Origin of the sequence: Streptococcus mitis (genome assembly GCF_003942995.1) — a bacterium.
In the GTDB taxonomy this organism is placed as follows: Bacteria; Bacillota; Bacilli; order Lactobacillales; family Streptococcaceae; genus Streptococcus; species Streptococcus mitis_CV.
In genome coordinates this window covers 58805-83817 of the sequence record NZ_RJOH01000006.1, presented here as the reverse complement: position 1 = coordinate 83817, position 25013 = coordinate 58805, and the positions used below count along the sequence as shown (strand labels likewise).

Below are 25013 nucleotides of genomic sequence, written 5' to 3'. Positions count from 1 at the left end.
AAAAGGTCTATTTCCCCAACGTATGGTTTGAAAAATCACCCTCTTTCGTTTATAATAAAGAATGATTTTATGAAAGGGAGTGAAAATAAATGAAATTTTACTCATATGACTATGTGCTTAGCCAAATCAGTCAACAAAATGGAATCATGATTGGCTTTGGGATTGTGCTCCTAGCTATCACAGGATTTTTTGCTTTTAAGGCTTATCGAGATAAAAAGGGGACTAAGTTTCGGGAATTGGTCATGATTTTGGCCTTGACCTTGGTAGCCATGCTTTTGGTAACAATCTCAAAATACCAGACCAATCAAGCCTCTAACAATCAATTTCAAACCTCACTTCATTTCATAGAGGTTGTTTCCAAAGACTTGGGGGTGGATAAATCAGAAGTTTACGTTAATACTTCAGCTGCCACTGATGGAGCGCTTGTCAAGGTAGGTCCAAATTTCTACCGCGCCATGAACGGGAGCCAACCAGACAAGTATCTTTTAGAGAAATTAGAATTGAATCAAACAGACGCTATTGAATTGGTGGAGGTAAACAAATGACACTCAACTATATGGAAATTTTAATCAAACTGGCCTTGGGTCTTTTCTCTCTTGTTTTTGTTATTAATGTGACAGGAAAGGGGAATCTAGCACCTAACTCTGCTACAGACCAAATTCAGAACTATGTTCTTGGTGGTATCATCGGTGGGGTAATTTACAATAGTTCAATCAGTATCCTGCAATACACAGTGATTTTGATGATGTGGACGATTTTGGTTTTGACCCTAAAGTGGCTCAATAACAATGTTCGCTTTGTCAAACGCTTGATTGATGGGAAACCAACTCTCCTCATCAAAAATGGGCAGATTGACCCAGAAGCCTGTCGTTCAGTTGGCTTGTCTGCATCGGATGTAGCCCTCAAACTTCGTAGCCAAGGGATTTTCCAGATGAAGCAAGTTAAACGAGCTGTGCAAGAACAAAATGGCCAACTCATCGTGGTTCAAATGGGAGATGAAAATCCTAAGTATCCAGTTGTGACTGACGGTGTGATCCAAGTCGATGTCTTGGAATCGATTGGTCGTAGCGAAGAGTGGCTGCTTGATAATCTCAGCAAGCAAGGGCATGACAATGTAGCCAACATCTTTATCGCTGAGTATGACAAGGGTGCTGTTACAGTCGTAACCTATGAATAAGAAAAACCTGGGGTCTTGTACTCTTCAAAAATCAAATTCAAACTGCGTCAACGTCGCCTTGCCGTACTCAAGTACAGCCTGCGGCTAGTTTCCTAGTTTGCTCTTTGATTTTCATTGAGTATTGGCCTCAGGTTTCCATTTGCAATCAGAAAGGGATTTTATGTCCATTATTCAAAAACTTTGGTGGTTTTTCAAGTTAGAAAAACGCCGTTATCTAGTCGGAATTGTGGCCTTGGTCTTGGTTTCCGTCCTCAATCTCATTCCCCCTATGGTTATGGGGCGGGTGATTGATGCAATTACATTGGGGCAATTAAGCCAGCAGGACTTGCTCTTGAACCTCCTTTATCTGCTTCTTGCAGCTTTGGGTATGTACTATCTACGCTATGTTTGGCGCATGTATATCCTTGGTACTTCCTATCGTCTGGGGCAGATTATGCGGTCTCGCTTGTTTGAGCATTTCACAAAAATGCCTCCAGCCTTTTATCAGACCTATCGTACAGGGGACCTGATGGCACACGCTACAAATGATATCAATGCCTTGACGCGTCTCGCAGGGGGTGGTGTTATGTCTGCGGTGGATGCCTCGATCACGGCTTTGGTGACTTTGCTGACCATGCTCTTTAGTATTTCGTGGCAAATGACCTTAGTTGCCATTTTACCCTTACCTTTCATGGCTTATGCGACCAGTCGTCTAGGGAGAAAGACCCACAAGGCCTTTGGTGAATCCCAAGCTGCCTTTTCCGAACTCAATAACAAGGTACAGGAGTCTGTATCAGGTATCAAAGTGACCAAGTCTTTCGGATATCAGGCGGACGAGTTGAAGTCCTTTCAGGCAGTCAATGAATTGACCTTCCAAAAGAACCTCCAAACCATGAAATACGATAGTCTCTTTGACCCCATGGTTCTCTTATTTGTTGGTTCCTCCTATGTTTTAACCCTCTTGGTCGGCTCCTTGATGGTTCAGAAAGGGCAAATCACGGTTGGGAATCTAGTTACTTTTATCAGCTACTTGGATATGCTGGTTTGGCCTCTTATGGCCATCGGTTTCCTCTTTAATATCACTCAGCGTGGGAAGGTTTCCTACCAGCGGATTGAGGAACTTTTGTCTCAGGAATCACCTGTAAAAGACCCTGAGTTTCCTCTAGAAAGTATTGAAAATGGGCGTTTGGAGTACGCTATTGAAAGCTTTGCCTTTGAAAATGAGGAAACACTAACGGATATTCACTTTAGTTTGGAAAAAGGGCAAACGCTGGGCTTGGTTGGGCAAACAGGATCTGGGAAAACTTCCTTGATCAAGCTTCTCTTGCGTGAATACGATGTGGATAAGGGAGCTATTTATCTGAATGGCCACGATATTCGTGACTATCGTCTGACAGATCTTCGTAGTCTTATGGGCTATGTTCCTCAGGACCAGTTCCTCTTTGCGACTTCAGTTTTAGACAATATCCGCTTTGGCAATCCCAACTTGCCCCTTTCAGCGGTCGAGGAAGCGACTAAGCTAGCCCAAGTTTACCAAGACATTGTAGCCATGCCTCAGGGATTTGATACGTTGATTGGTGAAAAGGGAGTCAGTCTTTCTGGAGGTCAAAAGCAGCGTCTGGCCATGAGTCGGGCTATGATTTTAGGCCCTGATATCTTGATTTTGGATGATTCTTTGTCGGCCGTGGATGCCAAGACAGAGTATGCCATCATCGACAATCTCAAGGAGACGCGAAAGGACAAGACAACCATTATCACAGCTCATCGTCTCAGTGCAGTTGTCCATGCAGATCTGATTTTAGTTCTGCAAAATGGACAGATTATCGAACGAGGTAGGCACGATGACTTGCTAGCCTTGGATGGCTGGTATGCCCAAACCTACCAGTCTCAGCAGTTGGAAATGAAAGGAGAAGAAGATGCAGAATAAACAAGAACAATGGGCTGTATTGAAGCGCTTGATGTCCTATCTCAAGCCCTATGGACTCCTGACTTTTTTGGCACTCAGTTTTCTCCTAGCGACGACGGTCATCAAAAGTGTCATTCCCCTTGTGGCTTCCCACTTTATCGACCAGTATCTCAGCAATCTCAACCGACTCGCTGTGACCGTTTTGCTGGCCTACTATGGCCTTTATATCCTACAAACTCTGGTCCAGTATGTCGGCAATCTTCTCTTTGCGCGGGTGTCTTACAGTATTGTTAGGGATATTCGTCGAGATGCCTTTGCCAATATGGAGAAGCTGGGCATGTCTTATTTTGACAAGACGCCAGCAGGTTCCATCGTCTCTCGTTTGACCAATGATACTGAGACCATCAGCGATATGTTTTCAGGGATTTTATCTAGCTTTATCTCAGCAGTTTTCATTTTTCTGACAACCCTTTATACCATGTTGGTGTTGGATTTTCGTTTGACTGCTTTAGTCTTGCTCTTTCTCCCCTTGATTCTCCTTTTGGTCAATCTCTATCGGAAAAAATCAGTGAAAATCATTGAGAAAACCAGAAGTCTCTTGTCAGATATCAATAGCAAGCTGGCTGAAAACATCGAGGGAATCAGGATTATCCAGGCCTTTAATCAAGAGAAGCGCCTGCAGGCGGAATTTGATGAGATCAACCGAGAACACTTGGTCTATGCCAACCGTTCTGTAGCCTTGGATGCCCTCTTTTTGAGACCTGCCATGAGTTTGCTGAAACTCTTAGGTTATGCGGTCTTGATGGCTTATTTTGGCTATCGTGGCCTTTCTATCGGGATAACAGCAGGAACCATGTATGCCTTTATCCAGTATATCAATCGTCTCTTTGACCCCTTGATTGAAGTAACGCAAAACTTTTCAACCCTTCAAACTTCTATGGTTTCTGCAGGTCGTGTCTTTGCCCTGATAGACGAGAGGACCTATGAGCCCCTTCAAAAAGATGGGCAAGCCAAAATCCAAGAAGGCAATATTCGTTTTGAACATGTGTGTTTCTCGTATGACGGTAAACATCAGATTCTGGATGATATTTCCTTTTCGGTTAACAAGGGTGAAACCATTGCATTTGTAGGCCATACAGGTTCAGGGAAATCGTCTATTATCAATGTTCTTATGCGCTTTTATGAATTCCAGTCAGGGAGAGTTCTCTTAGATGGTGTGGATATTAGGAACTACAGTCAGGAAGAGTTGAGAAAAAATATCGGTCTGGTCTTGCAGGATCCCTTCCTCTATCACGGGACTATCAAGTCCAATATCGCCATGTACCAAGATCTTAGTGATGAAGAGGTACAGGCTGCGGCTGCCTTTGTGGATGCAGATTCCTTTATTCAGGAGCTTCCGCAGGGTTATGATTCCCCTGTTTCCGAGCGTGGTTCGAGCTTCTCTACTGGACAGCGCCAGCTTCTTGCCTTTGCTAGAACTGTTGCCAGTCAGCCTAAAATCCTGATTTTGGATGAAGCGACAGCAAATATTGACTCTGAAACAGAAAGTTTGGTTCAAGATTCTCTAGCTAAGATGAGACAGGGGCGGACGACCATTGCTATTGCTCATCGCCTTTCAACTATCCAAGATGCCAACTGTATCTATGTTTTGGACAAGGGGCGCATCATCGAGAGTGGAACCCATGAGGAACTCTTGGCCTTGGGAGGAACCTATCACAAGATGTATAGCTTGCAGGCTGGAGCCATGTCCTAATACTCTTTGAAAATCTCTTCAAACCACGTCAGCTTTATCTGCAACCTCAAAGCAGTACTTTGAACAGCCTGCGGCTAGCCTCCTAGTTTGCGTTTCGATTTTCATTGAGTATAAGAAGGAAATTCTTAAAATTACAGATTTCTTTCACCGCCTTTTCCATTTTGTGGTATAATGAAAAATGTTGACAAATAGTATAATAAAAACAAAGGAGAAATAGCATGCTGAAATGGGAAGACTTGCCCGTGGAAATGAAATCAAGCGAGGTTGAGTCTTACTACCAGCTTGTCTCTAAAAGGAAGGGTTCGCTGATTTTCAAGCGTTGCTTGGACTGGGTTCTGGCCTTGGTCTTGCTAATTTTGACTTCCCCAGTCTTTCTCATCTTGAGCATTTGGATCAAGTTGGATAGCAAGGGACCCGTCATTTACAAGCAAGAGCGCGTGACCCAGTACAACCGGCCGTTCAAGATTTGGAAGTTCCGTACTATGGTGACGGATGCGGATAAAAAAGGGAGTCTGGTGACTTCTGCTAACGATAACCGCATTACCAAGGTTGGGAATTTCATCCGTCGTGTGCGTTTGGATGAACTGCCTCAGCTGGTCAATGTCCTGAAAGGCGAAATGTCCTTTGTTGGTACACGACCTGAAGTGCCACGCTACACAGAGCAGTATAGCCCTGAAATGATGGCAACCTTGCTTTTGCCAGCAGGGATTACCTCTCCAGCCAGCATTCACTACAAGGATGAGGACACTATCATCAGTCAAATGACCGAAAAAGGCCTGCCAGTTGACCAAGCCTATATAGAGCATGTTCTTCCTGAAAAGATGCGCTATAACCTCGCCTATCTCCGAGAGTTTAGTTTCCTTGGAGACATCAAAATCATGTTTCAAACCGTGTTTGAAGTGCTAAAATAAAGTAGTCATGAGAAAATGAGTACAGACAAAAGGAGCAAATCAATGCCAAATTACAATATTCCATTTTCACCACCCGATATTACGGAAGCAGAAATTGCTGAAGTAGCGGATACCCTGCGTTCTGGTTGGATCACAACAGGTCCTAAGACAAAAGAACTAGAGCGTCGCTTGTCTCAATACACACAGACGCCTAAGACTGTCTGCCTCAACTCTGCGACTGCCGCTCTTGAGTTGATTTTGCGTGTTTTGGAAGTGGGACCTGGTGATGAAGTCATCGTTCCAGCCATGACCTATACAGCTTCATGTAGTGTCATCACGCACGTAGGGGCGACCCCTGTCATGGTGGATATCCAAGCAGATACGTTTGAGATGGACTATGACCTGCTGGAGCAAGCTATCACTGAAAATACTAAGGTGATCATCCCAGTAGAGCTTGCGGGGATTGTTTGCGACTATGACCGTTTGTTCCAAGTCGTGGAGAAAAAACGTGACCTCTTTACCGCTTCAAGCAAGTGGCAACAGGCCTTTAACCGTATCGTGATTGTTTCTGATAGTGCCCATGCTTTGGGATCAACTTATAAAGGGCAACCTGCTGGTTCTATCGCTGACTTTACTTCCTTCTCATTTCATGCCGTTAAGAACTTTACAACTGCAGAAGGTGGAAGTGCCACTTGGAAAGCCAATCCAGCGATTGACGACGAAGAGATGTACAAGGAATTCCAAATCCTTTCCCTTCACGGGCAAACTAAGGATGCCCTTGCCAAGATGCAACTGGGGTCATGGGAATACGATATCGTTACACCAGCCTACAAGTGCAATATGACCGATATCATGGCTTCCCTTGGTTTGGTACAATTGGGCCGTTACTCTGGTTTGCTAGAACGTCGTAAGGACATTGTGGACCGCTATGATCGTGGTTTTGCAGGTTCTCGCATTCGTCCATTGGCACATAAGACTGAAACTGTCGAATCTTCACGCCATCTCTATATTACCCATGTAGAAGGAGCAAGCTTAGAAGAACGCAATCTTATCATCCAAGAATTGGCTAAAGCAGGAATTGCAAGTAATGTGCACTACAAACCGCTTCCGCTCTTGACAGCCTATAAGAATCTTGGCTTTGATATAGCCAACTATCCTAAGGCCTATGCCTTCTTTGAAAATGAAATTACGCTCCCTCTTCACACTAAATTAAGCGATGAAGAAGTAGACTATATCATTGAGACTTTCAAAACAGTTTCTGAAAAAGTACTAGTTTCATCAAAAAAATGACAAACTACAGTCAAGTAATAGTGATTCTGTTTCTAAAAAGTCTAATTGAGTGTAAAACTGTTGTTTTCAATTGAAAGTCCTATAGTAAAATGAAATAAAAACAGGACAAATCAATCAGGATAGTCAAATTAATTTCTAGCAATATTTTAGAAGCAAAGGTGTACTCTTATAGTTTCAATATACTGTATGGTTTGAAATGAGATGTGAGCAATTTGGTGTAGCATTTAGAATTTTTATTAGGCATCATTTAGAAAATGTAGTGTCTTGTTCTAGTTTTCAATTCACCCTATTTTTTGAAAGACGCGAGTTTCCACGAATGAGGTTGTGGAAACTCGCGTCTTTCTTTTTTGTTTTCAGAATATTGTTCAAAGTTTTGAGACTATTTTTCATGTTCTAGTCATTCTTTTGAAATAATCTATAAAACACGTGTCTGCAATGATTTATATGTCCTATTCCAGTATTTTAGAAGAACTGCGTCTATTTTTATAGAGCTTGAATCTAGCTTTTATAGAAAATCTATTTAAGAAATATATTGTATTGTTTTGATTTCAATCCGCTATATGAACGATATTCATGTAAATATACCTGGCGAATGCTTGCATGACAAGATATTTGTTCTTGTATTTATAAATTAGTATTTTACGAGATGTCAACATGCTTTAAATACAGTGAATAGGATATTTTTATGTTCAANCTAAGAAAGATAGTAATCACTTTTGAATGGAAGGTTAAAGAATTATTAGAAGTATGGTTAGATATATAAATGGTCACGCTTTCACAATTTTGATATTTTATTGTGTTATTCCTTGACAATTTTGATTTAAAAATATATTATAAAGAAAATGACAGCGGTGTCNTTTTCTGGTATGGAATTTATATGAATATTAAATTAGGACATAATATTTTTAATTGGAGGCTAATATGAAATCTTTTCAACAAAATGAGGTTTTCTCTATTCGTAAGTCTAAGGTGGGAGTTTGCTCAGTTCTCTTAGCGGTTTTATTTATTGGAACACAAAGTGTTTTAGCTAATGAAGTAGTTGGTGAAACTTCTTCGTCTAAAGATAATATGCAAATGAACTCTTTGTTGAGTAGCACATCTACATCATTATCTGCGGAACCCCATTCTGATACTCTCAGTCTTGATAACAATTCAAGTTTAAGTACTGATAATAATGGAGGAGTGAGTATTAATCAAAATAAACCTGATATAACAAATGATACTATGATGGGTAACATCTCTGGGATGGAAGTGAATACTATTTTAAGTACTAATCTGAACGAAGACGTAGCTTTGAATGTAAAAGATTATGGAGCAATAGGTGACGGGGTTAATGATGATCGTCAAGCAATTCAAGATACAATAGATGCTGCAGCTAAAGGACTAGGTGGAGGAAATGTATATTTTCCTGAAGGAACTTATTTAGTAAAAGAAATTGTTTTTTTAAAAAGTCATACACACTTAGAATTGAATGAGAAAGCTACAATTCTAAATGGTATAAATATTAAGAATCACCCTTCCATTGTTTTTATGACAGGTTTATTTACGGATGATGGTGCGCAAGTAGAATGGGGCCCAACAGAAGATATTAGTTATTCTGGTGGTACTATTGATATGAACGGTGCTTTGAATGAAGAAGGAACTAAAGCAAAAAATCTACCACTTATAAATTCTTCAGGTGCATTTGCTATTGGGAATTCAAATAACGTAACTATAAAAAATGTAACATTCAAGGATAGTTATCAAGGGCATGCTATTCAAATTGCAGGTTCGAAAAATGTATTAGTCGATAATTCTCGTTTTCTTGGTCAAGCTTTACCTAAAACTATGAAAGATGGGCAAATTATAAGTAAGGAGAGTATTCAGATTGAACCATTGACTAGAAAAGGTTTTCCTTATGCTTTGAATGATGATGGGAAAAAATCTGAAAATGTTACTATTCAAAATTCATATTTTGGTAAAAGTGATAAATCTGGAGAATTAGTAACAGCAATTGGTACACACTATCAAACATTGTCGACACAGAACCCCTCTAATATTAAAATTTTAAATAATCATTTTGATAACATGATGTATTCTGGTGTACGTTTTACAGGATTTACTGATATTTTAATTAAAGGAAATAGATTTGATAAGAAAGTAAAAGGAGAAAGTGTACATTATAGAGAAAATGGTGCAGCCTTAATAAATGCTTTTAGTTATAAAAATGTAAAAGATGAACTTGATTTAAATAAGAAAGTCGTTATTACTGAAAATACATTTTATATTTCTGATCCTAAAACAAAGGCTATTAGAGTAGCAAAAGATAGTGCAGAATATTTAGGAAAAGTATCAGATATTACTGTAACAAAAAATGTAATTAATAATAATTCTAAGGAAACAGAACAACCAAATATTGAATTATTACGAGTTAGTGATAATTTAGTAGTCTCAGAGAATAGTATATTCGGTGGTAAAGAAGGAATTGTTATTGAGGATTCAAAGGGTAAAATAACCGTTTTAAATAACCAATTTTATAATTTATCCGGTAAGTATATATCATTCATCAAATCTAATGCAAATGGGAAAGAACCAGTTATACGTGATAGCGATGGTAATTTCAATATTGTAACGGAGAATGGGCTTTACAAAATTGTAACAAATAACTTAAGTGATAAAAACGAAAAAGAAAAAAACAAAGAGGAAAAATTTAAAACAAGTTCATATGTGCATGAAAAACAATCTAATTCAAATAATGTAATTGATAGTAACCAGAAGAAAGGAGAGTTTAACTCAAGTAAAGATAATAGACAAATTAATGACAAGATCGACAATAAACAAGATAATAAGATAGAAGAAGTGAACCATAAAATAGTTGGAGATGGCAGAGAAACTGAAAATCATATTAATAAATCTAAAGAAATAGTAGAGGTAAAACAAAAATTACCAAAGACTGGTTCGAACAAGATTATGGAACTATTCTTAACAGTGACAGGAATTGGTTTACTTTTGACACTAAAAGGGTTGAAGTATTATGGTAAAGATAAATAAAATTTGTTCGATACAAGGAAGTTCCGTAGAAAATGAGGATGCTGTAGGTTCACAAAATCAGTATTTTTGGATTATTGATGGAGCTACAGATTTATATAATTCTAAAGAGGAGATAGGTTATTCAGTCTCAGAAGTTGTACATATTTTATCAGAAAGTTTGTCGGTTAATTGTAAAGAATCAAAAACTCTTAAACAAATATTTGAAACTGCTTTACTCGAGGTTAAAGATGAAATCGGTTTAAACTCATATGAATTAACAGAGTATTATCGCTTACCAACATTTGCTTTTATATTTGCTAAACTTTCAGAAAAAAAGTTGGAGTATATGATGCTAGGTGACTGCGTCATGTTAGTAAACGAAATGGAAATAACTGATCATAGAGTAGATAACTTATTTGAAAAAGGGAAAAATGAGATAAAAGACTCAATTGGTACAAATAGTGTTTTAAATAAAAAAATTATTTTACAAAAAATCAGAAAATTATCTAATCAACCGAGTGGGTACTGGATAGGTTCGTTGGATGAGAGATTTTTAGACCATGCTATTATTAATCAAATAGATGTTACTAGTGAACAAATTGTTTTAATGAGCGATGGCTTTTATGAATTCTATCAAAATAATCAAAATAAAACTTTTGAAGAGTTAATTAAGATGAGATTTAATTCTTCTGCTATTGATCCAATCTATGGAAAGAAAGATGATGCAAGTATTGTAGTTATTGATGTTTGATATATTGTTTAAAATATTAATTGTTACTATTGAACTTTGTTAAGAAGAGGTACCTAAATGTTAAGGTTATATTTAGAAAATGAAATTATAGAATTATCAAATAATTTAGAGACCATTTGGGTATCTGTGCTTGATAAATATGAGAAGTTATTTGAATATTTATCAAATGAAGAACGAATAGAATTGATTAAAGAAGATTTAATCATAAATGAGTCAGTTCTAAATGTTGATAAAAAAGGATATGAGTTAATTTGTTTACAACATCCCGTTTCATATGACTTAAGAAGAATTATTAGTGTAATAAAAATATCAACTGACATTGAACGTATTGGGGATAGAATTGTTGAAATTTTAAAAAATCTACAGATTATTCAAAATAATGAAATTTTGAAGAAAATTATTTCAGAAATAAAAATACTTCATGAAGTTATCGGACTGCATATGAATAGGGCTATATCTTGTTATAGAGAGGAACAATCTGGATGTTTAGATATGGTTGTTATACAAAAACAGAATGAGATAGAAGAGCTTAGTACAAATATTGAAAATAAAATAATGAATTACATATTTGAAGATGATGGGAATGTTTCTGAAGTAATTGGTGCTTTAGATATTATTCATCACCTTGATAAAATTGCTCATACTACGCAATCAATTTATAAATGGATAATGTATAGAAAATATGGGAACATAAATTAGAAAGAAAAATATATGAAAACAATTATTGATAATTTTGTTGATAGAGTAATTGAATACGGAATGTATAATGAAATTGACAAAATATATGTGAAAAATAGAGTACTAGCGTTAATAGGTGAGGAGGGAACTGATCGCATTTCCGATGAAAATGACCTGAAACAAATAAAAGATTACTTAGTGGAAATCGCCTTAAAAAACGGTAAAATTAAAGATTTAATCGAGGAAAAGGAATGTTTAGGAGCAGAGTTAATGAATTTCATAGTTCCTTTACCTAGTCGATTAAATGATATTTTTTGGAGTTCATATGATATATCACCTCAAGAAGCAGTTGAAGAGTTTTATAAGTTAAGTAAAGATAGTGATTATATTAAAACTTCTGCTATTGCTAAGAATATTGAGTTTCGATCATCAACTAAATACGGAGAGCTAGAGATTACGATAAATTTGTCAAAACCCGAAAAAGATCCAAAAACAATTGCTGCTGAAAAATTAGTAAAAGCAACTAATTATCCCAAATGTTTACTATGTATGGAAAATGAAGGATATCAGGGGCGAATAAATTATCCAGCACGTTCGAATCATAGAATTATTCGGTTGAAACTTGGTGACGAAGTATGGGGATTCCAGTATTCTCCCTACTCATATTTTAATGAGCATGCGATATTTTTGAATAGTCAACATGTACCAATGGCTATTACCTCTAAAACATTTGAACAATTATTGGAGATTGTTGATATTTTGCCAGGATATTTTGCTGGTTCAAATTCTGATCTTCCTATCTCAGGAGGCTCCATTCTTAGTCATAACCACTACCAGGGAGGGAAATATATTTTCCCAATGGAAAAAGCAAAATTTGAGAGTGAATTTCGTTTTAAAGACTTTGAGGATGTTAATGCTGGTATTGTAAAATGGCCAATGTCAGTAATTAGGTTACAAAGTGAAAATAAAAATCGCTTGTTAGATTTAGCTACTAAAATTCTAAACAAGTGGAGAGAATATTCAGATTTAGAAGTAGACATCATTGCAATGACTGCAGATGTCCCACACCATACGGTGACTCCTATTGCTCGTAAAGTGGACGGAAGATATGAATTAGATATTGTTCTAAGAGATAATCATACTACTGAACAATACCCAGATGGTGTTTTCCATCCTCATCAAGATGTACAACATATTAAAAAGGAAAATATCGGGTTAATCGAAGTGATGGGACTTGCGATATTACCACCTCGTTTGAAACCAGAGTTAGAAGAAGTTGGAAAATATCTTTTAGGAGAGGATAACGCAATTGCGGATTATCATTTAGAATGGGCCGACCAATTGAAAGAAAAATATCCTAACATTAAAAAAGAAGAGGTTAATAGCGTAGTTCAACACGAAGTAGGACAAGCATTTGCGAGAGTCCTAGAAGATGCAGGTGTTTATAAGAATACTTCATCTGGACATGAAGCGTTTATGAGATTTGTTAAATCGGTTGGAATAAATTAGGAGGAAACAAAAATGGCAATATTGGTAACAGGCGGAGCTGGTTATATTGGTAGCCATACCGTAGTAGAATTACTAAATTTAGGTAAGGAAGTCGTTATTGTCGACAACCTTTCAAACTCAAGCATTTTAGTATTAGATCGTATTGAAGCAATTACAGGGCAACGTCCTGCGTTTTACGAATTAGATGTTTGTGATAAACAAGGATTGAGAAAAGTTTTTGAACAAGAATCTATTGAGGCTGCAATTCATTTTGCAGGATACAAAGCTGTCGGCGAATCCGTGCAAAAGCCTGTAATGTATTACGAAAATAATATTATGAGCACATTAGCTCTTGTTGAAGTGATGTCAGAGTTTAATGTTAAAAAGATTGTATTTTCATCGAGTGCGACTGTATACGGCGTTCACAATCAGTCTCCCCTTATTGAGACGATGCCGACAAGTGCAACGAATCCGTATGGGTACACAAAAGTGATGCTTGAACAAATTTTAAAAGATGTTCATGTAGCAGATTCAGAGTGGAGTATTGCGTTGCTTCGTTATTTCAATCCGATTGGTGCTCATGAGTCGGGGTTGATTGGAGAAGATCCATCAGGCATTCCTAACAACTTAATGCCTTTTATTGCACAAGTAGCGGTAGGTAAGCGACCAGAGCTAAGTGTTTTTGGAGATGATTATGATACGGTAGATGGTACTGGTGTTCGCGATTATATCCATGTAGTGGATTTAGCGATAGGACATATAAAAGCTTTAGAAAAAGTATCTGAAAAAACAGATGTTTATATCTATAACCTAGGCTCGGGAGAAGGCACAAGTGTATTACAACTTGTAAATACATTTGAAAGTGTTAATAAGGTTCCAATTCCTTATAAAATAGTTCCAAGACGTTCAGGAGACGTTGCAACTTGTTATGCAAATGCAGATAAAGCATATAAGGAATTAAATTGGAGGACAACAAAATCGATTGAAGACATGTGTAGAGACACATGGAATTGGCAATCAAAAAATCCCAATGGCTATAATTGATGATACTGTTTATATGAGTGCTGTATTTTGGAAAAATTACTTAACCTTTTAATGAAATTCATATTTAATGAAAGATAAATTTTTTAAAAAAATTTTTTGAAAGCGCTTGACAAAGGAAACGGTTTCATTGTATAATGTAAACATAATGACACCGATGTCAAATATAAAAAAGAAGGTCTTTATATGAAAAACTTAACAAAAATTAAGTTCAAAGAGAATGGGGAATTTAATCATTTCCCTGGGAATACAGTTGTAGCAAATCTTTATACTAAACAAGATTTGATGGAAGTTGTTGATATTATTCAATCACGTTATAGAGAATTACCATTTATCGATAAGTTTACTTTAACTCCAAGGAATTCTATTCACATGACTGTAATTGAATTGTTGTGCCATGAAAATCGTGAAACGGAGTTTTGGAGCAGTAATCTTCCCCTAGATACACCTTTACAGGAAATACATGATTACTTTGCTAAACAACTTGAAATTTTTCCATTGTTAGATGAAGAAATTCATATGCGTGTAACTGAAATGGGAAAACAAAACATACTAGTTGAACCTGCAGATGAAGCTTCTGCAAAGAGATTAGAAGAAATTCGTACTTATGTCTCAGAAAAAGCAGGTGTTCGTTTCCCTAATCATGATAGATATCAATTCCATATTTCAATTGGGTATCTTCGGATTCCTCTAACCGAAGAGGAGGAAGATGAGTTTACTAAAGTCAGAGCAGAATTAACTGAAATTTTATTAGAGAAGATTCCAACTATTACTGTAAACCGTATTGACTATACTGTATTTGAAGATATGAGACAATTTGTTCCATATCACGAAAAATTTAAATAAAATAATAAAAAAGGAGAACTTATCATGAAAAAAATGAAAGTTTGGTCTACTGTACTTGCAACGGGAGTTGCTCTTACTACACTTGCTGCTTGCTCTGGAGGTTCAAATTCTACGACTGCTTCTTCATCTGAAGAAAAAGCTGATAAAAGTCAAGAATTAGTAATCTATTCGAACTCAGTATCAAATGGTCGTGGTGATTGGTTAACTGCTAAAGCAAAAGAAGCTGGTTTTAATATAAAAATGGTTGATATCCCTGGCGCTCAATTAGCAGACCGTGTTATTGCCGAGAAGAATAATGCAGTTGCAGATATGGTATTTGGAATTGGTGCTGTTGATTCAAATAAAATTAGAGATCAAAAATTACTAGTACAGTACAAGCCTAAATGGTTAGATAAAATTGATCAATCTTTATCAGATAAAGATAATTATTATAATCCTGTGATTGTTCAACCATTAGTTTTAATTGGAGCGCCTGATGTAAAAGAAATGCCTAAAGATTGGACTGAATTAGGTAGTAAGTATAAAGGTAAATATTCAATTTCTGGGCTCTCAGGTGGAACAGGACGGGCAATTCTAGCAAGTATCTTAGTTCGATACCTTGATGATAAAGGTGAATTAGGTGTTTCTGAAAAAGGTTGGGAAGCAGCAAAAGAATATCTGAAAAATGCATACACTCTTCAAAAGGGAGAAAGTTCAATTGTTAAGATGTTAGACAAAGAAGATCCAATACAATATGGAATGATGTGGGGTTCTGGTGCATTAGTTGGACAAAAAGAACAAAATGTTGTTTTCAAAGTTATGACTCCTGAGATTGGTGTACCATTTGTAACTGAACAAACTATGGTTTTAAGCACTAGTAAAAAACAAGCGTTAGCTAAAGAATTTATTGATTGGTTTGGTCAAACAGAAATTCAAGTAGAATATAGTAAGAACTTTGGATCTATTCCTGCAAATAAAGATGCGCTAACAGAGTTACCTGAAGATACGAAAAAATTTGTGGATCAAGTGAAACCACAAAATATTGACTGGGAAGCTGTTGGAAAGCATTTGGATGAATGGGTAGAAAAAGCTGAATTAGAATACGTACAATAAGAAATAAGAGTTAATTTTTATGTCCAAGTCTCTCTATTATTTCTAAATTTATAGAAGAAATAAAGAGAGGCTTTTGGTTTAGTAATAGAGGGAGTTAGTGAGATGATTAAATTTGATAATATTCAAATTAAATATGGTGATTTTGTTGCAATTGATAATCTAAATTTAGATATACATGAAGGGGAATTCTTTACATTTCTTGGGCCTTCAGGATGTGGTAAATCAACTACTTTGAGAGCATTGGTAGGTTTTCTAGATCCATCATCAGGAAGTATTGAAGTTAATGGAACAAATGTCACTCATTTGGAACCTGAAAAGCGTGGAATTGGTATTGTATTTCAATCTTATGCGCTATTTCCAACTATGACTGTTTTTGATAATATTGCATTTGGTTTAAAAGTTAAGAAGGTAGCTCCAGATGTTATTAAAGCTAAAGTATCAGCAGTAGCAGCAAAAATTAAGATCTCTGATCAACAGTTACAGCGTAATGTATCAGAATTATCTGGGGGTCAACAACAAAGGGTAGCATTGGCTCGTGCTCTGGTTCTTGAACCTAAAATTCTTTGTCTAGATGAACCATTGTCAAACCTTGACGCAAAATTACGTGTAGATTTGAGAAAAGAGTTGAAAAGACTTCAAAAAGAGTTAGGTATTACTACTTTATATGTTACTCATGACCAAGAGGAAGCCTTAACTTTATCTGATAGAATTGCAGTCTTTAACAATGGATACATCGAACAGGTCGGTACACCTGTAGAGATTTATCATAATTCTCAAACTGAATTTGTATGTGATTTTATTGGCGATATTAATGTTTTGACCGATGAAACAGTCCACGAAGTATTACTGAAAAATGCAAGCGTTTTCTTAGAAGATAAAAAAGGATACATTCGATTAGAGAAAGTTCGATTCAATCGTGAAACTGAACAAGATTTCATTCTAAAAGGAACAATTATTGATGTTGAGTTTTCTGGAGTTACAATTCACTATACAATAAAAGTTTCTGAAAGTCAGATTCTTAATGTAACAAGTATTGATAGTCAGGCTGCTATTAGATCTGTCGGAGAAAGTGTGGACTTATTTATCACACCATCAGACGTTCTGCAATTTTAAGGAGGTGCAGTATGCGTCATAAATTAAATTTAAAAGATTGGCTTATTCGTTTAGGGTTAATCTGGTTCCTAGTAACATTTATTATTTATCCAAACTTTGATCTAGTAGTGAATGTATTTGTAAAAGGAGGAGAATTTTCCCTTGAAGCTGTACATCGTGTTCTAAAATCTGAGAGGGCACTTCAGAGTATTATGAACAGTTTTAAGTTAGCATTTTCACTCATTATTACAGTTAATGTCGTAGGTATTCTTTGTGTTCTATTTACAGAGTACTTTGATATTAAAGGTGCTAAAATTTTAAAATTAGGCTATATGACCTCTTTAATTTATGGAGGAGTGGTTTTAGCGACTGGATATAAATTTGTCTATGGTCCTTATGGATTGATAACAAAATTTTTACAAAATGTTATCCCTTCTTTAGACCCTAACTGGTTTATTGGGTATGGTGCAGTCTTATTCATTATGACATTTTCAGGAACTGCTAATCATACATTGTTTTTAACAAATACAATTCGAAGCGTTGACTATCACACTATTGAGGCTGCACGAAATATGGGAGCAAAACCATTTACTGTTTTCCGAAAAGTAGTGTTACCAACCTTAATTCCAACTCTATTTGCACTTACTATTATGGTTTTTCTTAGTGGTTTGTCTGCAGTAGCAGCACCCATGATTGTTGGTGGTAAAGGATTTCAAACTATAAATCCAATGATTATTACATTTGCAGGGATGGGGAATTCTCGTGATTTAGCTGCCTTACTTGCAATTATTTTAGGTATTGCAACTACAATTTTGCTTACTATCATGAATAAGATAGAAAAAGGTGGAAATTATATTTCTATCTCTAAGACTAAAGCGCCTCTTAAAAAACAAAAAATTGCATCTAAGCCTTGGAATATCATTGCTCACATTGTAGCATATGGATTGTTCACAGTTTTCATGCTTCCACTAATTTTTATAGTATTATACTCATTTACAGATCCAGTTGCAATTCAAACAGGTAACTTAACATTATCAAACTTTACTTTAGAAAATTATCGCTTATTCTTTAGTAATAGTGCGGCATTCTCTCCATTCTTGGTCAGCTTTATTTATTCTATTATCGCTGCGACAACAGCAACAATTCTCGCAGTTATATTTGCTCGAGTTGTCAGAAAACATAAAGCTCGCTTTGATTTCTTATTTGAATATGGTGCTCTACTTCCTTGGTTACTACCAAGTACACTTTTAGCAGTAAGTTTATTATTTACTTTTAATCAGCCACAATTTCTTGTCTTGAATCAGATTTTGGTAGGTAGTTTGGTAATTCTACTTATTGCATATATAGTTGTAAAAATCCCATTTTCTTATAGAATGGTACGTGCTATTTTATTTAGTGTTGATGATGAGATGGAAGATGCAGCAAGAAGTATGGGTGCTTCACCTTTTTATACTATGATGAAGGTTATCATTCCATTTATTTTACCGGTTGTTCTCTCTGTTATTGCTTTAAACTTTAACTCTTTATTAACTGACTTCGACTTATCTGTATTTCTTTACCATCCATTAGCTCAACCGTTGGGTATAACTATTCGTTCAGCAGGTGATGAAACAGCAACTTCAAATGCTCAAGCACTTGTATTCGTTTATACTATTGTATTAATGATAATTTCTGGTTCTGTATTATACTTTACTCAGAGACCAGCTAGTAGAAAAAGGAAATAATAATGAATGCAACAAGCTTAGGACTATCATATATCGAAATTGTATTAAGAATTGTACTGTCATTAGTTATTGGTGGAGTAATTGGTTTAGAGAGAGGAAGTAAATCTCAACCAGCAGGTATTCGTACACATAGTATTGTTTGTCTGGCTGCATGTTTAATTATGATGACTAATGAGTATGTATCTTATAAATTTGGTACAGGAGATCCTACACGCTTAGGTGCGCAAGTTATATCAGGTGTTGGTTTTCTTGGGGCTGGAACAATACTTATTACAGATAAAAAGAAAATAACTGGTTTAACAACTGCAGCCGGAATATGGGCTTCAGCTGGAATCGGTCTAGCTATAGGTGTTGGTTTTTATGAAGGAGCCGTACTAGGAGCAGTGTCTGTTTGGAGTGTTATAACTATGTTCCAACCTTTAAAAAAATATCTTCAAAGTCGTTCAAAGATAATCGAATTGTATATCGTTGTTAGATCTACAGAGGCATATAATCGGGTACTAGTATACTGTGCTGAGAATGGCATTAGAATGACTGATTCTAGAACTGCATTTGGAGATGTTAATTCAGAAAGAATTGAATATTTTGATGTTCCAGAAAAAAAAATAGCATCATTTATTACTCTAGAACTATCAGGAAGATTTGAACATCTTCGTTTGATGGAAGAAATTGCTAATATTGTAGGTGTTATTTATGTCGAAGAAATTAGCTGAAATTTAGTAAACAAAGGGACAGATGTTTTTGTCCTTTTGTTTTTTAGATGTTTTATCATCTAATTTTTGAGTAGATTTTTGCTCAGAGGTTTTTATGAAAGATTATAAAATCTATTTTGATTTAGGTAAAATAGAATATTTTGATAATAATTGTTTGATACAAGTATACAAATTTATTTCTTTTTATGATATTTGTGAAATGGTGTTTCCCTTTCATTTACCTCCTGATGAGTTGATAACAAATGTTATTTTTAAAGAAAAAATTAAGTCTATGTTAGAATGTTACATTGACAGGCTATTATATATTTTTATAAATCCAACAATTTTTACTGAAAAAGTTAATCTACAATTTTATGGTAGTTTTTTCTCATATGAATTTATTTGTCGTGAAGTTGGAAACATTCTTAAAAATAAAGGTGTGAAATGCAATTTAAACTTTTTTGAAGGGGAAGAATATTTGTAAAATTAATTTTGTGAATTTGTGGATCTTAAATAATTTACTAAATTCTCTTGTTAAAAAAAATTAAATATTGTATAGTAATATTAGAATGTTCGTAATGGAGGACTGAAATGAAAAATATAAATGGGAAAAAGGTAACTATTTATGATATTGCACGTTTATCAGGTTTTTCTCCAAAAACAGTTTCACGAGTTATTAATGGTGGAGTAAATGTTAAAGAAGAAACTTATCAAGCGATTCAAAAAGTTATAGAAGAATTGTCGTATATTCCAAATGCATATGCAAGAAATTTAACTAAAAAAGAAGCTATAAATATATTGATTTCTGTAAAAAAAATCGACTCTTTTCCTTTAATTTGGTTCCAAACTTTATTAGATAAAGTTTTACAAACTTGTAAAGAGTATGGTGTTAACGCTATTGTTGAATATTTTAGTGAAGAGGATACAATTAGTAATTCAATAATCTCGAGTACAGGAAGTTTGATAGATGGTGTAATAGTATTTTATGAAAGTAAAGAAGATATTCGGATTAATTACTTACAAAAGAATAAAATTCCATTCATAGTTTTTGGAGAATCTAGAACACCTAATGTTGTGTATGTTTCTAACAACAATTTTCAGGCCACTTATGACATGATGAAATTAGTATCAAAAGAAAACATTAATAGTATGTGGTTACTTATGGGAGGAGAATCCCTTGTTAATATGGATCGAGAGAGAGGGGTTCGTGCTTTTTTAAATGATAAAAACTATGAAATGGATTTGAAAGTTGTATATGGTCTAACTACAATAGATTCGGTTTATTCATATGCTACAAGACATCTATCTAATCAAAATTATCCTGATTTGGTTTTTGTATCCGGGGATGAGAAAGTACAGGGATTGATTCGTGCTTGCTATGAGAAGGAAATTACTATTCCTGATGATATTTCAATAATCGGATTTGACAATATTCCAATTTCTCAATATTATACTCCAGCTTTATCTACAATTTCTCCTAATTATGTTAAATTAGCTCAAGAAATGATTGAAGGGGTATTAGCAATTATAAAGGGGGAAAGTGTCACATCTGTTGAAGTTTCTACTAAACTTGTTAGGAGACAGAGTTTCTAGTATTGTTTAATTCTTGAAAATCCTAATGGAAAAGATGGAGTGTTCTAAAGTAAGTTCTGTTTAGCATCTATTCAGTTTCTATTGAGTTGGATCCAATTTCCAACAAGTGGGACATTTTCACGTTCGATTTACTAAAGACATTATCACATTCGAATCACACATCTTTCAAAAAAATCGTAAAAAAGTCTTGACAAAGAAAAAACAAAGTATTAAAATAAGTTCAACAAATCAGAAAAGTAACTATTTTTGATCTTCAGGGAGCCTGTGGTGATTGTGAACAGGTGGTTGAAAGTAGTGAAAGTGGGCTGATTTTAAAAATGAATTTGAAACAATGAAAATTCGGTGCGCACACCTTACAGTGCAACTTGTTGTTAGACAAGGCAGAGATGTAAAGGGATAGTCCCTTTATAATTGAGGTGGCACCGCGTTACCAACGCCCTCACATGGAAGTATATTCTGTGTGTGGGCTTTTTTCTATCCGTCGTTTTGTTTATCTTTTATTAGGGTGTTAAGTCGCTTTGATGAACTTGAGTTCTATCTGCAGCTCCTTCCTACTACTAAAAGCAAACAAAAAGGCCGGATTCATACAGAAAGAGGAAAAATTTTATGACAACTAAAGGTTATTTTGGACAATTTGGTGGTAGTTTTGTACCGGAGCCGATTCAGGCTTTGTTAGATGAGTTGGAAGTGACATTTGACAAGTATAAGGATGATCCAGAATTTTTGGCAGAATTTCGCCATTACTTAAAGGACTATTCAGGTCGCGAAACACCGCTCTATTTTGCGGAAAGTTTGACAGACCACTTAGGTGGCGCTAAGATTTATCTCAAGCGCGAAGACCTGAACCACCTTGGTTCTCACAAGCTCAACAACGTTTTAGGACAAATCCTTCTTGCCAAACGTATGGGCAAAAAACGAGTGATTGCGGAAACAGGAGCTGGTCAGCACGGTGTTGCGACAGCAGCGGCTGCAGCCAAGTTTGGGATGGCCTGTGATGTCTACATGGGAGCAGAGGATGTGGAACGTCAACGTCTCAATGTTTTCCGTATGGAGATGATGGGAGCAACTGTTCATGCAGTTGAAACGGGAACACGAACTCTTAAGGATGCGGTTGATGCAGCCTTTGGAGCATGGATGAATGACCTTGAAGCCTTCTATGTTCTGGGATCTGCTGTAGGTCCTCACCCTTATCCTACAATTGTTCATGAATTCCAAAAGGTCATCAGTGAAGAATCTCGCCGTCAAATCTTAGAAAAAGAAGGCCGTTTACCAGACTACGTTATTGCCTGTGTAGGTGGTGGTTCCAATGCCATTGGTGCTTTTTCACAGTATGTGGCTGATGAAGAAGTTAAATTGGTTGGGGTCGAAGCTGCTGGTCATGGACTTGACACAGACAAGCACGCAGCTACTATGACAAAAGGTAGTATCGGAATTGTCGACGGCATGAAGACCTATGCAGTCTTTAAGGAAGATGGAGAGCTAGCTCCAGTTTACTCTATCTCAGCTGGTTTGGACTATCCAGGGGTTGGTCCAGAACACGCCTACTTTAAAGATTCTGGCCGCGTAGAATATGTGGCAGCGACAGATGAAGAAGCGGTTCAAGCCTTGCTCCTTCTTAGTAAGACAGAAGGAATTATCCCAGCGATTGAAAGTTCGCATGCCATCGCAGAAGCAGTTAAACGTGCACCGAAACTAAGTAAAGATGAGATTATCATCATCAATGTCTCTGGTCGTGGAGACAAGGATGTAGCTGCTATTGCAGACTATCTTGAAGCTAAAAAATAAGAGATGGAAAAATTACAGTCTTTTCTCTCACAGAGAGCTTGTGGTTACTGGAAACAAGCAGAGAAAGCTGTAAGGTTGGGTCCATCTGAAACGAGAGAAGAAAACATAATTCTCAAGGGAGTGCCCTTTATCGCACAGCCTGTTACAGGAGGTTTCTGAGACAGGAATGAGAGATAGGAGAAATCCTATAATTGAGGTGGCACCGCGAATTTCGTCCTCACGCAAGTTATTTTGCGTGGGGATTTTTCATACAGTCGTCACGAACTAGAATTAGAACTGAAAGGGAAAATACAATGGAACGAATCATTCATGGAGATGTCTTATCACCAATCTTGGCTTATATGCGCCTAAAGGGGCAACACAAGGTTATTTTAGAAAGTATTCCGAGAGACAAGGAAACAGCTCGTTTTTCTATCCTAGCCTATAATCCTGTTTTTGAGATTAAGTTTGAAAATGGGGTCCTTTATCAAAATGGGCAAGTGATTGATCGTGATCCCTTGGATTGTCTTTATGAAGTGACTCATAAGAGCCAACACCATTCAGACCTCCCTTTTGGTGGGGGAGCCATTGGATTTGTTGGCTACGATATGATTTCGCTTTATGAAGAAATTGGTCAAATCCCTCAAGATACAATTGGAACACCAGACATGCATTTCTTTGTCTATGAGAGTTACATGGTCTTTGACCACAAGAAGGAAAAAATTCATGTCATCGAGGATGCTCTCTATAGTGAGCGTAGTCAAGAAGACTTGGAAAAAGCCTTAAACCAAGTGCTTGAGGAATTACGCATTCCTGCTCCAAATGAATTTGAAGATTTGGATTTATCACCACTTGACTTCAAACCCCATATCGCTCCTCAGAAGTTTGAGGAAATGGTGGAAACAGCTCGTGACTTGATTCGTAATGGAGATATGTTCCAATGCGTGCTCAGTCAGCGCTTCTCAGCAGAAGTGACTGGAAATCCATTTGACTTCTACAGAAATCTCCGCGTGACCAATCCTTCTAATTACCTTTATTTCTATGATTTTGGGGATTATCAAATCATCGGTGCCAGTCCAGAAAGTTTGGTTTCTGTCAAAAATGGCATCGTGACAACTAATCCTATTGCAGGTACGCGACCAAGAGGAGCTACGGATGAAGAAGACAAGGCTTTGGCGACAGACCTGCTTTCGGATGAGAAGGAAACGGCAGAGCATCGAATGTTAGTAGACTTGGGTCGTAATGATATTGGTCGCATCTCTGAAACTGCCAGTGTCCAAGTCACCAAGTATATGGAAGTGGAGCTCTTCCGTTATGTTATGCATTTGACCAGTGTGGTCAAGGGGCGTTTGCTTCCAGAACTCACTGCCATGGATGCCTTGAAAGCAACACTTCCTGCTGGAACAGTTTCAGGAGCACCAAAGATTCGAGCGATGAGACGCATCTATGAACTGGAAACAGAAAAACGTGGCGTATACGCAGGAGCAATTGGCTACTTGTCTGCGACGGGTGATATGGATTTTGCTATTGCCATCCGAACTATGATTCTCAAAAATCAAACAGCCTATGTGCAGGCTGGGGCAGGGATTGTCTACGACTCCATCGCCCAAAACGAATACCAAGAAACCATTAACAAAGCTAAATCTATGACTAGAATTGGAGAACTAAGACCATGATTTTATTGATTGACAACTATGATTCTTTTACCTATAACTTGGCCCAATACATTGGGAATTTTGCAGAAGTGCAGGTCTTGAGAAATGATGATCCCAAGCTGTATGAAGAAGCTGAAAAAGCAGATGGTTTGGTCTTTTCTCCTGGTCCTGGTTGGCCAGTTGATGCTGGAAAGATGGAAGACATGATTCGTGATTTTGCTGGCAAGAAGCCGATTCTTGGGATTTGTTTGGGCCACCAAGCCATCGCAGAAGTCTTTGGTGGTAAGTTAGGTTTGGCTCCAAAAGTCATGCATGGGAAACAGAGCAATATCAGCTTTGAAGCACCATCTGTTTTGTATCAAGGTATCGAGGATGGCCGTGCGGTCATGCGTTATCACAGTATTTTGATTGAGGAAATGCCAGAAGAATTTGAAGTGACAGCTCGTTCGACTGATGACCAAGCCATCATGGGGATTCAACACAAAAACCTACCGATTTATGGTTTCCAGTACCATCCAGAGAGCATTGGAACGCCAGATGGCTTGTCTTCTATTCGGAATTTTATCGAGAAGGTTGTAAAGTGAGGAAACTAG

The 25013-nt window shown here is 36.7% G+C and carries 21 protein-coding genes and 2 other annotated features; all 21 genes read left to right on the top strand.

The features are described from left to right. The first annotated feature begins 89 nt into the window (after nucleotides 1-89). Entirely contained in the window at nucleotides 90-545 is a 456-nt protein-coding gene (locus D8836_RS05405) for a DUF3290 family protein (protein WP_000675332.1), read from the top strand. Then, complete coding sequence (locus tag D8836_RS05400; RefSeq protein WP_020901636.1) at nucleotides 542-1177, top strand: DUF421 domain-containing protein; 636 nt, start codon at nucleotides 542-544, stop codon at nucleotides 1175-1177. Before D8836_RS05405 ends, D8836_RS05400 begins: the two co-directional genes overlap by 4 nt. Nucleotides 1178-1337: 160 nt before the next feature. After that, nucleotides 1338-3083, top strand: coding sequence for an ABC transporter ATP-binding protein (locus tag D8836_RS05395; protein ID WP_125393373.1), 1746 nt, complete (start codon nucleotides 1338-1340; stop codon nucleotides 3081-3083). Beyond that, nucleotides 3073-4815 carry an ABC transporter ATP-binding protein gene (locus D8836_RS05390; RefSeq protein WP_125393372.1) on the top strand — a complete coding sequence of 581 codons (1743 nt, stop codon included), beginning with the start codon at nucleotides 3073-3075 and terminating at the stop codon, nucleotides 4813-4815. Before D8836_RS05395 ends, D8836_RS05390 begins: the two co-directional genes overlap by 11 nt. Before the next feature lie 218 nt (nucleotides 4816-5033). Beyond that, complete coding sequence (locus tag D8836_RS05380) at nucleotides 5034-5726, top strand: sugar transferase (protein WP_125393371.1); 693 nt, start codon at nucleotides 5034-5036, stop codon at nucleotides 5724-5726. A 42-nt stretch (nucleotides 5727-5768) separates the two neighbouring features. Further along, complete coding sequence (locus tag D8836_RS05375) at nucleotides 5769-6995, top strand: DegT/DnrJ/EryC1/StrS family aminotransferase (protein WP_185761602.1); 1227 nt, start codon at nucleotides 5769-5771, stop codon at nucleotides 6993-6995. 921 nt (nucleotides 6996-7916) lie between these two features. After that, nucleotides 7917-10025, top strand: a complete 2109-nt coding sequence (locus D8836_RS05365; protein ID WP_125393369.1) for a glycosyl hydrolase family 28-related protein — start codon at nucleotides 7917-7919, stop codon at nucleotides 10023-10025. Beyond that, complete coding sequence (locus D8836_RS05360; protein ID WP_000239018.1) at nucleotides 10009-10755, top strand: protein phosphatase 2C domain-containing protein; 747 nt, start codon at nucleotides 10009-10011, stop codon at nucleotides 10753-10755. Before D8836_RS05365 ends, D8836_RS05360 begins: the two co-directional genes overlap by 17 nt. 57 nt (nucleotides 10756-10812) lie before the next feature. Next, nucleotides 10813-11454 (top strand): phosphate signaling complex PhoU family protein, encoded by a 642-nt coding sequence (locus tag D8836_RS05355; RefSeq protein WP_000945328.1) that lies wholly within the window; start codon nucleotides 10813-10815, stop codon nucleotides 11452-11454. A gap of 12 nt (nucleotides 11455-11466) precedes the next feature. Further along, on the top strand, nucleotides 11467-12942 hold the full coding sequence (gene galT, locus D8836_RS05350; protein WP_125393368.1) for a UDP-glucose--hexose-1-phosphate uridylyltransferase: 1476 nt from the start codon (nucleotides 11467-11469) through the stop codon (nucleotides 12940-12942). Between the two features lie 12 nt (nucleotides 12943-12954). Then, nucleotides 12955-13965, top strand: a complete 1011-nt coding sequence (gene galE, locus D8836_RS05345; protein ID WP_057487890.1) for a UDP-glucose 4-epimerase GalE — start codon at nucleotides 12955-12957, stop codon at nucleotides 13963-13965. 183 nt (nucleotides 13966-14148) lie between these two features. Next, nucleotides 14149-14808 (top strand): DUF1868 domain-containing protein, encoded by a 660-nt coding sequence (locus D8836_RS05340; RefSeq protein WP_061743801.1) that lies wholly within the window; start codon nucleotides 14149-14151, stop codon nucleotides 14806-14808. 24 nt (nucleotides 14809-14832) lie between these two features. Further along, nucleotides 14833-15900 (top strand): extracellular solute-binding protein, encoded by a 1068-nt coding sequence (locus tag D8836_RS05335; RefSeq protein ID WP_000738380.1) that lies wholly within the window; start codon nucleotides 14833-14835, stop codon nucleotides 15898-15900. Between the two features lie 102 nt (nucleotides 15901-16002). Continuing rightward, the gene (locus D8836_RS05330; RefSeq protein ID WP_125393367.1) at nucleotides 16003-17013 is read left to right on the top strand and encodes an ABC transporter ATP-binding protein; all 1011 of its coding nucleotides are present in this window, start codon (nucleotides 16003-16005) and stop codon (nucleotides 17011-17013) included. Nucleotides 17014-17024: 11 nt separating this feature from the next. Continuing rightward, on the top strand, nucleotides 17025-18716 hold the full coding sequence (locus tag D8836_RS05325; protein WP_023943877.1) for an ABC transporter permease: 1692 nt from the start codon (nucleotides 17025-17027) through the stop codon (nucleotides 18714-18716). 2 nt (nucleotides 18717-18718) lie between these two features. Then, nucleotides 18719-19429 carry an MgtC/SapB family protein gene (locus D8836_RS05320; protein WP_000994650.1) on the top strand — a complete coding sequence of 237 codons (711 nt, stop codon included), beginning with the start codon at nucleotides 18719-18721 and terminating at the stop codon, nucleotides 19427-19429. 94 nt (nucleotides 19430-19523) lie between these two features. Then, nucleotides 19524-19892, top strand: a complete 369-nt coding sequence (locus tag D8836_RS05315; RefSeq protein WP_000656299.1) for a hypothetical protein — start codon at nucleotides 19524-19526, stop codon at nucleotides 19890-19892. A gap of 107 nt (nucleotides 19893-19999) precedes the next feature. Beyond that, a complete protein-coding gene (locus D8836_RS05310) occupies nucleotides 20000-21001 on the top strand; it encodes a LacI family DNA-binding transcriptional regulator (RefSeq protein ID WP_000789953.1) in 1002 nt (333 codons plus the stop codon). 220 nt (nucleotides 21002-21221) lie between these two features. Next, nucleotides 21222-21445 (top strand) — a binding site (T-box leader). Between the two features lie 162 nt (nucleotides 21446-21607). Further along, nucleotides 21608-22786, top strand: a complete 1179-nt coding sequence (gene trpB, locus D8836_RS05305; protein WP_000208440.1) for a tryptophan synthase subunit beta — start codon at nucleotides 21608-21610, stop codon at nucleotides 22784-22786. Next, nucleotides 22783-23008: a binding site (T-box leader), on the top strand. Its footprint overlaps the gene before it by 4 nt. 71 nt (nucleotides 23009-23079) lie before the next feature. Beyond that, entirely contained in the window at nucleotides 23080-24441 is a 1362-nt protein-coding gene (gene trpE / locus D8836_RS05300; RefSeq protein WP_125393366.1) for an anthranilate synthase component I, read from the top strand. Continuing rightward, entirely contained in the window at nucleotides 24438-25004 is a 567-nt protein-coding gene (locus D8836_RS05295; RefSeq protein WP_042900462.1) for an aminodeoxychorismate/anthranilate synthase component II, read from the top strand. The genes trpE and D8836_RS05295 overlap by 4 nt, the downstream gene beginning before the upstream one ends. The last annotated feature ends 9 nt before the right edge of the window (nucleotides 25005-25013 follow it).

Bases quoted from the DNA above. Each gene is read 5' to 3' on its own strand.
- D8836_RS05380 (WP_125393371.1), top strand. From the start codon at position 5,034: ATGCTGAAATGGGAAGACTTGCCCGTGGAAATGAAATCAAGCGAGGTT.
- D8836_RS05310 (WP_000789953.1), top strand. From the start codon at position 20,000: ATGAAAAATATAAATGGGAAAAAGGTAACTATTTATGATATTGCACGT.
- D8836_RS05365 (WP_125393369.1), top strand. From the start codon at position 7,917: ATGAAATCTTTTCAACAAAATGAGGTTTTCTCTATTCGTAAGTCTAAG.
- trpE (WP_125393366.1), top strand. From the start codon at position 23,080: ATGGAACGAATCATTCATGGAGATGTCTTATCACCAATCTTGGCTTAT.
- D8836_RS05330 (WP_125393367.1), top strand. From the start codon at position 16,003: ATGATTAAATTTGATAATATTCAAATTAAATATGGTGATTTTGTTGCA.
- D8836_RS05355 (WP_000945328.1), top strand. From the start codon at position 10,813: ATGTTAAGGTTATATTTAGAAAATGAAATTATAGAATTATCAAATAAT.
- trpB (WP_000208440.1), top strand. From the start codon at position 21,608: ATGACAACTAAAGGTTATTTTGGACAATTTGGTGGTAGTTTTGTACCG.
- D8836_RS05325 (WP_023943877.1), top strand. From the start codon at position 17,025: ATGCGTCATAAATTAAATTTAAAAGATTGGCTTATTCGTTTAGGGTTA.
- D8836_RS05390 (WP_125393372.1), top strand. From the start codon at position 3,073: ATGCAGAATAAACAAGAACAATGGGCTGTATTGAAGCGCTTGATGTCC.
- galT (WP_125393368.1), top strand. From the start codon at position 11,467: ATGAAAACAATTATTGATAATTTTGTTGATAGAGTAATTGAATACGGA.
- D8836_RS05320 (WP_000994650.1), top strand. From the start codon at position 18,719: ATGAATGCAACAAGCTTAGGACTATCATATATCGAAATTGTATTAAGA.
- D8836_RS05395 (WP_125393373.1), top strand. From the start codon at position 1,338: ATGTCCATTATTCAAAAACTTTGGTGGTTTTTCAAGTTAGAAAAACGC.
- D8836_RS05400 (WP_020901636.1), top strand. From the start codon at position 542: ATGACACTCAACTATATGGAAATTTTAATCAAACTGGCCTTGGGTCTT.
- galE (WP_057487890.1), top strand. From the start codon at position 12,955: ATGGCAATATTGGTAACAGGCGGAGCTGGTTATATTGGTAGCCATACC.
- D8836_RS05360 (WP_000239018.1), top strand. From the start codon at position 10,009: ATGGTAAAGATAAATAAAATTTGTTCGATACAAGGAAGTTCCGTAGAA.
- D8836_RS05340 (WP_061743801.1), top strand. From the start codon at position 14,149: ATGAAAAACTTAACAAAAATTAAGTTCAAAGAGAATGGGGAATTTAAT.
- D8836_RS05335 (WP_000738380.1), top strand. From the start codon at position 14,833: ATGAAAAAAATGAAAGTTTGGTCTACTGTACTTGCAACGGGAGTTGCT.
- D8836_RS05375 (WP_185761602.1), top strand. From the start codon at position 5,769: ATGCCAAATTACAATATTCCATTTTCACCACCCGATATTACGGAAGCA.
- D8836_RS05315 (WP_000656299.1), top strand. From the start codon at position 19,524: ATGAAAGATTATAAAATCTATTTTGATTTAGGTAAAATAGAATATTTT.
- D8836_RS05295 (WP_042900462.1), top strand. From the start codon at position 24,438: ATGATTTTATTGATTGACAACTATGATTCTTTTACCTATAACTTGGCC.
- D8836_RS05405 (WP_000675332.1), top strand. From the start codon at position 90: ATGAAATTTTACTCATATGACTATGTGCTTAGCCAAATCAGTCAACAA.